At 37.6% G+C, this 11,467-nt stretch carries 11 protein-coding genes, 2 rRNA genes and 1 other annotated feature (1 of these 14 cut by a window edge); of the genes, 1 reads left to right on the top strand and 12 read right to left on the bottom strand.

Annotation, left to right across the window (positions count from 1 at the left end; translation table 11 throughout):
• Nucleotides 1-153 (bottom strand) — a binding site (T-box leader) (it extends 82 nt beyond the left edge of the window).
• 70 nt (nucleotides 154-223) lie between these two features.
• Both DL897_RS12390 and DL897_RS12385 read right to left on the bottom strand, forming a co-directional pair.
• Nucleotides 224-2,062 carry an ATP-binding protein gene (locus tag DL897_RS12390; RefSeq protein ID WP_113659468.1) on the bottom strand — a complete coding sequence of 613 codons (1,839 nt, stop codon included), beginning with the start codon at nucleotides 2,060-2,062 and terminating at the stop codon, nucleotides 224-226.
• A gap of 17 nt (nucleotides 2,063-2,079) precedes the next feature.
• Nucleotides 2,080-3,036, bottom strand: coding sequence for a DNA double-strand break repair nuclease NurA (locus tag DL897_RS12385; RefSeq protein ID WP_113659467.1), 957 nt, complete (start codon nucleotides 3,034-3,036; stop codon nucleotides 2,080-2,082).
• Nucleotides 3,037-3,274: 238 nt separating this feature from the next.
• Here DL897_RS12385 and DL897_RS12380 point away from each other — a divergent pair, with 238 nt between their 5' ends.
• A complete protein-coding gene (locus DL897_RS12380; protein WP_113659466.1) occupies nucleotides 3,275-3,547 on the top strand; it encodes an AbrB/MazE/SpoVT family DNA-binding domain-containing protein in 273 nt (90 codons plus the stop codon).
• 177 nt (nucleotides 3,548-3,724) lie between these two features.
• Here the strand turns inward: DL897_RS12380 and rsmI are convergent, their stop codons facing one another.
• The 10 genes from rsmI to DL897_RS12330 all read right to left on the bottom strand — a co-directional run.
• The gene (gene rsmI / locus DL897_RS12375) at nucleotides 3,725-4,600 is read right to left on the bottom strand and encodes a 16S rRNA (cytidine(1402)-2'-O)-methyltransferase (RefSeq protein WP_113659465.1); all 876 of its coding nucleotides are present in this window, start codon (nucleotides 4,598-4,600) and stop codon (nucleotides 3,725-3,727) included.
• The gene (locus tag DL897_RS12370; protein ID WP_206186525.1) at nucleotides 4,578-4,865 is read right to left on the bottom strand and encodes a GIY-YIG nuclease family protein; all 288 of its coding nucleotides are present in this window, start codon (nucleotides 4,863-4,865) and stop codon (nucleotides 4,578-4,580) included. The genes rsmI and DL897_RS12370 overlap by 23 nt, the downstream gene beginning before the upstream one ends.
• A gap of 140 nt (nucleotides 4,866-5,005) precedes the next feature.
• Nucleotides 5,006-5,368: a DNA replication initiation control protein YabA gene (gene yabA / locus DL897_RS12365; RefSeq protein ID WP_113659464.1), complete on the bottom strand. Its 363-nt coding sequence runs from the start codon at nucleotides 5,366-5,368 to the stop codon at nucleotides 5,006-5,008.
• Nucleotides 5,369-5,641: 273 nt separating this feature from the next.
• Nucleotides 5,642-6,448, bottom strand: a complete 807-nt coding sequence (locus DL897_RS12360; protein WP_113659463.1) for a PSP1 domain-containing protein — start codon at nucleotides 6,446-6,448, stop codon at nucleotides 5,642-5,644.
• 511 nt (nucleotides 6,449-6,959) lie between these two features.
• Nucleotides 6,960-7,604, bottom strand: coding sequence for a dTMP kinase (tmk, locus tag DL897_RS12355; protein WP_168188783.1), 645 nt, complete (start codon nucleotides 7,602-7,604; stop codon nucleotides 6,960-6,962).
• 139 nt (nucleotides 7,605-7,743) lie between these two features.
• A complete protein-coding gene (locus tag DL897_RS12350) occupies nucleotides 7,744-9,192 on the bottom strand; it encodes an aminotransferase class I/II-fold pyridoxal phosphate-dependent enzyme (RefSeq protein ID WP_113659461.1) in 1,449 nt (482 codons plus the stop codon).
• A gap of 157 nt (nucleotides 9,193-9,349) precedes the next feature.
• Nucleotides 9,350-9,538, bottom strand: coding sequence for a sigma factor G inhibitor Gin (locus DL897_RS12345; protein ID WP_113659460.1), 189 nt, complete (start codon nucleotides 9,536-9,538; stop codon nucleotides 9,350-9,352).
• A 218-nt stretch (nucleotides 9,539-9,756) separates the two neighbouring features.
• On the bottom strand, nucleotides 9,757-10,794 hold the full coding sequence (locus DL897_RS12340; protein WP_240627432.1) for a tetratricopeptide repeat protein: 1,038 nt from the start codon (nucleotides 10,792-10,794) through the stop codon (nucleotides 9,757-9,759).
• Between the two features lie 370 nt (nucleotides 10,795-11,164).
• A 5S ribosomal RNA gene (gene rrf, locus DL897_RS12335) occupies nucleotides 11,165-11,281 on the bottom strand.
• Nucleotides 11,282-11,376: 95 nt separating this feature from the next.
• A 23S ribosomal RNA gene (locus DL897_RS12330) occupies nucleotides 11,377-11,467 on the bottom strand; the annotation flags it as partial.

The following is an 11,467-nucleotide window of genomic DNA, read 5'->3' as shown; positions in this document are numbered from 1 at the left end:
ACGCTGGTGTGCGTTTCTACCTACTCTTTTTACCCAATTTCAGTAGAAAATCTCAAGGGCCATGTTCATCCATCTAGCTATACCGGCTTTCACCTTGCCCGGCTCTCTGTTGATAGCTCAGAGTGAATTACTCATCCCCGTCATTGATCTTCATGCTTATGATTTAACTACATTATAGACAGTTAGTGAACGAAATTTCAACTTTCTTGTGATTAATTTTTACCTATGCTTGATCATAACGTGTCGTAAATGGTGTTTCGTGTTTTGTAATGCGCCCTTCCTCCGCTAAGCGATCTAATTCTTGTTTAAAACGGGCTACATCCCAGTCTAAACCACACTCACGACGCACTACACCCACGATTTGCAAAAGATCCGTATCAAATAACGGGAGATGCTTTCTAATTACTTGAATTACTTTTTCATCTCTCTCTTCGGCAATCTGTTTTAACTCATCAAATGGATTAGAGATATGTGGACTTCTAGTATAAGCTGCACGGATTCGAATAAAAATCGTTCGTCCAAAAGCAGCTGATGAAACGAAGGTATCCCCTGAGCGTAAATAAGGTAGCCTTTTAGCTTCTTCAGGAGTTAGATCCGTCTCTTCTTTTAATGTTTGAATATCCGTTCCACGAACTGTTCGAAACACAAACTTTGAGTTAAGCTGAGCTGTAATCGTTTCATCTAATAATGTTGGGCGTTGTGTAGCTAGGAATAAAAATACACCATATTTCCGTCCTTCTTGAGCAATTTCCTTTAAGATATGTTTCGCTGGAGAATCAACACCTTTCGGAGCAAAATTATGCGCCTCATCCGTCACAATGACAAATGGAGGGAAAAAGTGCCCTTCTTCTCCATTCATTTTACGGTCTTTATATTCTCTTCTCTTTCGATACAAAGCTCCGATTACATAAGTCGCAAATACTTGTAATACCCAAGCAGAACCTTGCACAACCACCAATTTCCCTTGTTCTAAACCTTGTTCAATCGCACAAATATCATGTTGAAAGAGCCCTGCTTTCTCTAATCGATTGAGCCTCCAATGAATCCCTCTTACAGAAGCGGATGGAAGTGTTCCATATTCTTGTAATAATGAGAGTAGATCTTTAATCCGTTCTGCTTCCAGAGGCGTTAATTCTGAGTCATTTAATTTTCGCTTTAATTGATTGCTTCCTTCATCTTGTGCCTGGACTAGATTATTGAGTCGATCACTAAAGGATGTATATGAATCTCTACGCTTATGTAAAGATTGGACCACATTTACCATCGATTCCGTTAAATGACCACCCGCAGCCCCTAATAACTGCTCAACATCACGTGTAGATAATTCACTAAAAGAAATACCTACATTTTGTCCAATTTGCACAATGATAGAACGATCATGTAATCGGGTACACTTATCTTTTAGCTGAGGTACTTGATCACGAAAATCCATCTCAAAGTGCGGATCAAATACAATCGTCGGAATCCTTAATTTCATTAATTCTTCCAACATAACACGTAAACCAAAAGATTTTCCAGAACCGGATCCACCAAACACACCCACATGTGGATACTGTTGCATCGTTTTTATATCAAATATAAATGGAACGCCACATTGGGATCGCAGTTCTTCTTGTTCCAACATCATCACTTGATCTTGCAAATCTTCACTCATCGATTCTACCATCGATTCAGTTCCTCGTATTTCCCCTAGTACCATTCCATCTTGCGGGGTTGTTTTTACTAGTAAATTTCTTACCTCAGCAAATTGTGGTAAACGTACAGAACATCCTGTTCGCACTGGATAAGGTGCTTCTTCAAATAGCCTAAGCTTAGCCAAATTAATTTCATCCGATTCGATATCATAACCGATATTACGCAAGGTCTCCAAAATTTGATGATCCACTAATGATTTATCATAACCCATCGGAATTAAACGGTTATAAGCCATTGTTTCGACAACTTCCCCTTTGGGATCATTTAGAGATGGGTCTTCAATTACTAGAATTTCATTGATACGAAATTTCCGTTCACGCGAGACAATATGTACTTCTTGTTGTGTAGTTACTCCAACGACTTGCATGTATATCCCCTCCCATTTTATATGACTCGCTCACTTCTCTTTTGTCCAAATAAACGATAACGTAAGTCTGGATCAATATATTCCTCTACCATCATTTCAACCAATGGGTCCGTAACTCTCACCTGATTATCAACAATATCGAGCCAAAAGGGAATACCTCGTCCTTGTTCAGGAGTCAATGTATAGACCAATCTTGCTAAATCAAGGCGTTGCTCTTTTTGTGATAAGATTCCATCTATGCCGATCGGCTGAGGGCTACGTGAAGAGCGCATAACTATCTTCCACATCTGGCTTCCAGAAGGACTCCAACCTTCCCATTCGAAAACCTCTCCCACTTGTAGTATCCCATATAACAAGTCTCGGTCCGACCAGTTTCGATACTCAGGAAACACTTCTTTCACCAAACTATGTGTACCAATTTCCTCAGCCACACCTGTAATAAAGACCTGATATTGCTTTGCTATCTCAGCCACTTTTATCCAAGTTTCCATATCATCAATATAGTAATGCAGAAGCGAACCATCCATTAATATAGCTTTTGGTTCCCATTCTTTCATAGCAAATTTAGCAACTTCCATCTCCAATATAGATAAAATAGTCCCTCTCTGTTTAGCTTCCCGAGCTGCTTTCCCCTCTTCTTTTTCCTCTTCAGGCATTAATAAAGGAGTTACAACATCAGCTTCCCATTTCTCTTCACCTTTCGTTCCTTTTGCTAATGCTTGGAAAACGGATAACGTTCGTGTCTGCATTCCTTTAGTTGAATTGACCGATCCGTCAACTCCTACCAATGTTTTTCCATTTAACCAATTTTTTAATTCTTTATCCTTCCATTTCTCTAATTTATAAAAATTTCCAATTTTGGATAGTCTATCTCGAATAGCGGATGTATCTAGCGAAGAGATTGGATATACTTTTCTTAATGATTCATTTACTTTTTTAAGTTTTCTTTTTAATTCTTCTGAAACAGATAGCAACGATAATCATCTCCTCAATCTAAGGAAAGCACGTTTTTATAATATAAAGTTTCATATTTTAATAAACATATAACAAGCAGATAGTCAAGAAAATTTCTATAAAGCTTCTAATGTAATATTGACTGGTTTGGGAATCGTTGGTATGATGATTTTAATGTCGTCAATGTCGAAATTTGACGGCAATTTATAAAGATAATGCGAAAAAACCAAAGACCAGAATTGAGAGGAGATTACTGAGATGCTTAAGTCAACCGGTATTGTACGTAAAGTGGACGAGCTGGGTCGCGTAGTTATTCCTATCGAATTACGTCGAACATTGGGAATTGGTGAAAAAGACGCATTAGAAATCTATGTGGATGGGGAACGTATTGTTCTAAAAAAATATGAACCAGCTTGTATCTTTACAGGTGAAGTAGATGATACCGTTCGTTATCGCAACAAAGTAGTTAGCAAGAAGTGCATTGAAGAGATGTATCGTCTGATTCTAACCGACAAAGTCGCCTCTGAATAATACAATACCTAATCAGGCTCTCATCACATAAATGACATTGACTAACGAAACATATTAAGACAGTTGCCAATCATATTATAATTTGTGAAAAAGAAAGCGAGGTTATCTGGGCAAGCCTCGCTTTTTGATTTTGCTTAAAAGTTCTAGGAATGATCTAGGTTTATACAACATGCGGTTCTACTTTGTATGATACAAATTATATACTTCTCGTTTAGGTAACCCACGCTCTTTGGCTGTCAATTGAATTGCCTCCTTTTTGGTCTTTCCTTGATCTATATAGTACTTAACATGATCCAAAATGGATAGCTGATCCCACCAAAGTACTTTCTCTTCCTCTTCTTGGATACTGTCTACTCCTGATATCACAATGGTGTACTCACCTTTTGTTCCTGACTCTTTGATATAAGCTAAACAATCGCTGAGCAATCCTCTTAGCCATTCTTCATGTTTTTTCGTCATTTCCCGAGAAATAGCTACTATGCGATCACCACATATCTCATACACATCTTCTAACATCGACACTAAACGATGTGGAGCTTCATAACATAGTAAAGTAGCTGGGAGTTTAGCCCACTTTGCTAGCTCACATTTTCTTGCCTTGGATGAACGTGGTAAAAAGCCCAAAAACAAAAAAGGCTGAGTTTGTATTCCAGATGCAACAAGAGCAGATAGAGCTGCATTCGGCCCTGGAATAGGAATTACAGGAATATGAGAACGAACTGCCTTTTGGACTAAGTCCTCGCCTGGGTCTGAGATAGCTGGCATCCCAGCATCACTTACTAATGCAATGGACTCTCCTGCTAACAGCCTCTCTATTAGCTCCTCTCCTCTCGACTGCTGATTATGCTCATGATAACTAATCAAAGGAGTTGAAAAGGAGAATTTAGCAAGTAATTTTCTCGTTTGTCTCGTATCTTCAGCAGCAATACATTGAACTTGTGTTAAAATTTCTTGAGCCCTTGGACTCAGATCCTCAAGGTTCCCAATGGGTGTTCCTACTATATAAAGCGAGCCCACCTCCTGTTCTTGCTTAAAGCTCTTTTGGATATACACTGTTTTTCATCCTCTCTTTATCAAACATCTTGATCAGATATTCCTTCTCCCCTCTTTTCATCTTTTTAATCTGATATTCTCGTTTTAAGGCCTCCGACTTTCCAGAACAAATCTCGATATACCTTAAAATAACAGGGAGACGTCCTCTTGTATACTTAGCTCCCTTACCTTGTTGATGTCTTCTTATCCGATTTCTTAACTTGTTCGTAATACCTGTATAATATGTACCATCTACACACTCCAAAATATAAACAAAGTAAATCATCCTTTGTTCCCTTCTTTTTATGAAAAAAAACGCCGACAACCAGTATGGATGATCGACTAAGAAGAAATTTTCCTCTGAACCTAAGTGGAAAACCACCCCCTAATCTATTCATCCCTTAGCTCAAACTAGTTATTTCGGCGTCATACTTCTTTGGTTGATTTATTAAGAAAAGCTAAACAAAACAGACAGTCGCCCTCACCTCGTAATCGACCATAATGTACATTACAAATATGAAATCCTTCTTCATACAATTGAGCTAAATTGTTGTATCCTTCACGCTCTTCCATCTCTTCGCTGTCTTCTTTATCTTGTAGATCTCTTACAGGCATATCTGAAGGCTTCCTTTCTTGTGCTTCTCTTAAGCGCTGATTTTCTAGGACTAGTCGGGTATTTTCCTCCATTAGCTCTACAATCTGCTCTTTTAAACCACCTAGTTCTTTATAAAGCTCCCCAATTTGCTCTTCTACTTGTGTTACTTGTTTTAAAATTGCTTGTTTATCCAAGCCCCCACCTCATTACTTACAACATGATAAGAAAAATTCACTTACGTGAATCTCTTCACAGAACATGAGCAAATGACTTGGTGTCAGTTCGATTCATATCAATTTGAGGTCTCATCTCTTTAGGCCATTACATGATAGCCAGCGAATTTAACAAGCTCCTATTTTTTAAAAAAGAGCCTATCTTATTTGTTTGCCAATCAGCTTGCATTTTCCTTGTAATTTAGGCTAGATTGATCATCCAATCTAGCCTAATACCTCTTTAAGGAGTTTCTATTATGAATGAACAGGAGACAACTCATCCAGTGAATGTTCTACAGTTACCCCTGTATCTAATAGTTGGACCTGTGCTCTACGCTCAAGTAAGTTTAGCACAACGATCTGTCCCTCTCCATCCGGAGTATATACTTGTTCACCGATATCGGGTATCGATTGTTTACTCGCTTCATAGTGATCATTTTCATACTTAAGACAACACATTAAACGTCCGCATAATCCAGAAATTTTGGCAGGATTTAGTGATAGATTCTGATCCTTGGCCATTTTAATCGAAACAGGTTCAAAATCACCTAAAAATGAAGAGCAGCATAAAATCCGTCCACAAGGTCCGAGTCCTCCCAGCATTTTTGCTTCATCACGTACCCCGATTTGTCGGAGTTCGATTCTTGTTCGGAAGACAGCAGCTAAATCACGAACCAACTCACGGAAGTCGACACGACCATCCGCGGTAAAATAGAAAATGACTTTGTTGCGATCAAAAGTATATTCCGCATCCACTAACTTCATTTCTAAGCCATGACTACTTACTTTCTCTTGACAAACATTCAATGCAAATAATGCATCTTTACGATTTGCCTCCATTTGTGCTGTATCTTCTTCAGTTGCGATACGTAAAACTTTTTTCAGCGGAAGGACAACTTGATCTTCTTTGACAAAGCGGGTCCCCATGACAACTTTGCCATATTCTATCCCACGAACTGTTTCGACAATAACATTTTCCCCTCGTTGAATCTGAAAATCGACCGGATCAAAATAATATATCTTACCCGCTTGTCTAAAGCGAACTCCAATCACTTTTAACATTGATAATCCCTCCTATGCAGCCAATGCCCTCTGCTCTAGTACGGCTTTAGGGAGGAGCAGCATCCCTATTCTAAGCTCCAAACATTAGCAACCACTACTTTTAAGATCAAGTGGTTTACCATTTGATTAAGAAGGGATAAAACAGGCAAAAAGACAAACGGTCTGAAAGTTTATAAGCAAAAACCGTCAAGGCTTATCTTTAATTAATTAGCGGTTCAGCGGTTCCCTTATTATTCACTAGCTAACCGTTTTTGTACTTATTCCATCCACTTATGAAAGCGTTGCTCTCTCACCCAAAAATGATCTGAGCTCTAAAAACAAATAAAGCAATATTCTATGTGGAGGAAGTAGGTTCTTACAAAACCGATTTACTTCTTCTATCTATATAATATCTAGACTGATTAGTTACTTATTAAAATAAGCTTCATTTTAAGGGCACCTATCATCATTCTAGCATCTAACAATATACTAGAGCAAACATCCTCTTTTTCAATTAATGGTATATTTTTACTCAAAAATTATGGTTAGCTTGACTCTCTTTAACCAAATCGAGTAAATCATTTGCAATTTGCTTACCAATATCCTCAATATTCCCAATCGCTTTTATCATGCGGAAACGTTCTGGTTCTTTTTTCGCCAAAGAGAGGTATCCTTCTCGTACTCGGCTATGAAAAGATACATCCTTTAATTCCATACGATCTCTTTGATTCCGAGCTTGTAAACGTTTTTGACTTAGTTCTACAGGCAGATCCAATAAATACGTACGATGAGGCTTTAGATTTCCTGTAGCAATTTGATTAACAGCAATTACTTCTTCAAGTTCCCAATTTGCCCCGATACTTTGATAAACAATGCTTGAATCCACGTATCGATCGCATAAAACAGTATAACCCTTCGTCAAAGCAGGCAGGATTTCTTGTTCAACTAGTTGTGCTCTTGATGCAGCGTATAATAGCATTTCCGTACGAGGTTTCATTTCCGTTAGCTCAGGATTAAGCAAAATCTCGCGAATCGCATCACCAATACGTGTACCACCTGGCTCTCTATAAGTGACACAGGGAATGCCTTGTGCTTGTAAGAAATTGCGCACTAGCATAATCTGTGTTGTCTTTCCAGCTCCTTCTGGTCCTTCAAAGCTGACGAATAATCCTTTCACAGCAAAGGCCTCCAACTTAATATATTACAGAGGTTGCCCTCAAAAAACCTACCGCTTATCATTTTATACCTATTACAAGTAAATAAAGTTGATCTTCATGAATATACTGGAAAATATATTGCAAGAAACATAAAAATAATTATTTACTTGTATTATTTAATTCTAACACGTACACTTCAGGAGTGAAAGATTCAAAAACCCCTCTAATTTTTCCTCCTAATTCCTTTATATGTAAAAGGTAAGAAACAACTTCATACGTAAATATTTCTCCTGGAAGCACCAAAGGAATTCCTGGTGGATAGGGAATAACCATCTCTGTCGACACTTGTCCTATCGCTTCATCGAGAGGTACTCGCTTACGGTTCTGACCCCTTTTCAGATCAGATAAGGAATATATAGATGAGCCCCTCTTTGGAAATTTGGGCCAAGATTTTACATGATTGGAATTAAAATCTGAGATAAATTTATCTAATTCCTTTAATTTGACATATAGGTTATGAAAATCCTCTTTATCATGAGCATATGAACAACAAAATAATACTTTTTCATGATCAGCAAGCTCCGAATAAATACCTTGCTTTGCTAACCAATCCGCCATTTGATAACCAGAAATAGTCTTATTAGCACGAAGAACGAACTTAAACGGGTCTTGAACTACATCCATTGTTACTTCATGTAAACAATTAAGATTTAATAACTTTTTACGTAACCATCTTAAGCCATTTAATGTACGTTCTATACAATCTCGACCACGTAACGCTAAATCCCGTCGAGCTAGGTCTAATGAAGCCATTAAAGGATAAGAAGGGCTGCTTGACTCAATAACCCTTAACCAGCGCTTTAGCTCTGATCTAGATATATTCTCTCCTTGTATATGTAGCATCGAAGACATCGTCATTGCAGTCAACATTTTATGTGTGGATTGGATAGATATATCAGCACCACAATTCATCGCTGACCTAGGTAAATCAGGATGAAAAGAAAAATGAGCACCATGTGCTTCATCTACTACCAAAGGAACTTTAAATTGATCACAAACCCTCTTGATTTCTTTGAGTGGCTGCACAATCCCAAAATAAGAAGGACTAGTGATGACTACTGCTTTAGCTTCGTTGTAATTTTCCAACACCCTTTCGAGCTCTTCAGGGGAAATAGGTATTTCTAAGCCACTTTGCAAATCTATATCACTTTCTAGATAGACAGGTCGAGCCCCTGCTAATAAGCAGCCGTGAAAAACCGATTGGTGACAGCTACGTTGGACAATCAAAATATCATTTGGTTGGCATAAAGAAAGAATCGAAGCAATAATTCCAGCTGTCGTTCCTCCAACTAAAAAAAAAGTATCTTCTGCTCCAAACAATTCTGCTGCTAGCTGTTGCGCTTCATGTATGACTCCAGCTGGATCATGTAAATCATCAAGCTCTCCAATTTCGGTTAAATCCATCTGTAAGATTGGCTGAAAGTACGGTTTAGCTATAGGATCAAATGCCTTGCTTTGCTTATGACCAGGGACGTGAAAATTTCCTTTGCTTTGATAGGAATGCTCCAACATCTTTTCGAATAAGGGTGCTCTATCTTGTTTATACATGATTCTCCTCCTAAAGCGATACAACCTTATAAAAAAGGCTTGAATACTAGTCTGAGATTAAAAATCGAATAATAAATACTTCAGACTATAATGCAAGCCTTTTTATATAAAATGAGCGAGATTTTATATTATAAGAAACCTCCGTTTCTGGGAAGCTCTAAATAGAGGGTTTATCTCTCCATAATTGTTTTAAGGATATAACATATTCTAAGTATGTATGATCACTTGTATCTAATTTTACTATTTTTTGCTCACAAGATGGACAGATCTGTTTTTCCAATACAACAATTCCTTTCCAACTATTCTTTTTACAAACTAAACAATTTAAAGACGCTAATTGTCCCATGATTCCATCACCTACTTTGTCAAATGGTTCTATCTATTGTCTATTATTAACAAAAAAAGATATATTTAAACAATAATAACAAAAATTATAAAAAGGCCTACAGCCCTGATATATTTATTTCTTATAATATATTCTAAACTTATAAAATTAGTTCCTATCAATGAAAAGCCTTGGAGTATTTCAATTGATTTTGGTGAAATGGTATATGTATTTATTTATCATGCTAATAACCTAACAGCTTGACCTAACCAACGAACCCCTTCTTTTTTATCTTTCGGTAATCCTTCTCCTTTCAGAAAACGAACTCCTAGAATTCCCATTGCTAACCGATCACCTAAGTCAGCTGCTTTTTGTAACCAAAGCTCTCCTTCAATAGGACTTTTCATCATCTCATATCCTCCGAGCATCCGTGTTCCTAACTCTCTCATTGCTTGTATATCACCTGCCTCTCCAGCCTTATAAAGAGCCTTTCGAATTATTTTAATGTTACACCTTGATAAATCCCCACTAGATATATACCGGCTTATCTCTCTTAATGTCCATACATTACTAAATTTTTTTATTTGCCTATATAAGGATTCTAATTTTGTTGGGTCATTTTTACTTGTCATAAATTCCATGATTAACTGTGCACATATTTGGCTAAGATCAAACTCATATTGTTTTACCTCAAATTCAATTACTTTTAATAACCACATTGCTCCTTCTTGCTTTCCTTTTGGGTTTTGTGTATTTTTAAGTAGATGATTTCCCAAACAAATCATCGCTTCATAACTACCTAATTTGGCTGCTTCTCTTAACCACTTTTCTCCTTTTTGTCTATACTCTCTATAATTTCCTACATGTAACAAATGTTTTCCCAATTTCAACATGGATGTGATACTTCCAGCTACAGATGCCCGATCAAGCCAGTATTCTCCTTCTCTAAAGTTTTTAGCTAGCCCATGGCCAGATAGAAGTAATGTCCCTAATTGATCCATAGCCCAAACATCTCCTAGTTCAGCTGCTTTTCTAAGCCACCATTCTCCTTCTTTTATGTTTTTTTGTAATTTATAGCCAGTGATTAAACAATAGCCAAGCCAGCCCATCGCCTCTTTCCCACCTGCTTGAGCAGAACGACGTAGCCACTTTTCTCCTTCTTTCCAATAGGAAGGGAGAGCAGCCTCACCTAGAAGGCAGAAGCCTAAATGCCCCATAGCCCAAACATCTCCTGATTGAGCTGCTAAACTTAATTCATGAAGTGTATGTCCATACATTTTCGGCAAATTGATCACCACCTATTTATAAACTCCTAGACATCATACTATATCCCCAAAAATAAACCAGTCAATTAAATTATATTTTAAATAAATCTATTTAGTAATATAATACATATTCCACTTATTTTATGTGTAAAATAGCTCAAGCAGGTGAATTGTATACAAATTATTCTGATATTTATACATAATCTTTTAAATGGATCCAAGCGAAAAATTAGTCATTTAGACCTTCGAAAATAGATTAGATTCATTAAGCTTTTACGATTATAATAGCCTTCAACATTTTCACGTACAGAGCAACTTGATTCTAATATAGTCTATAGTAAATAAAAAAGCCATCCAGTTTTTCTGGATGGCTTTTTGGTATGCCTGGCAACGACCTACTCTCCCAGGGGTCTGCACCCCAAGTACCATCGGCGCAGAAGGGCTTAACTGTCGTGTTCGGGATGGGAACGAGTGGAACCCCTTCGCTATAATCACCAGACGTTTCCCAGAATCTGTGATTCTGGGACAATATTCAGATGTGTGAATCACACACCTTGAAAATTAGAAAGGAAATGAAGTCAGAGTGAGAGTAAGTAGGTTAAGCCCTCGACCGATTCGTATCCGTCAGCTAAACACATTGCTGTGCTTACACCTCGGACCGATCCACCTCGTCATCTACAAGGGG

This window comes from Thermoflavimicrobium daqui, from assembly GCF_003313465.1.
GTDB classification, from domain to species: Bacteria; Bacillota; Bacilli; order Thermoactinomycetales; family Thermoactinomycetaceae; genus Thermoflavimicrobium; species Thermoflavimicrobium daqui.
This window is presented reverse-complemented; position numbering and strand designations above follow the sequence as displayed.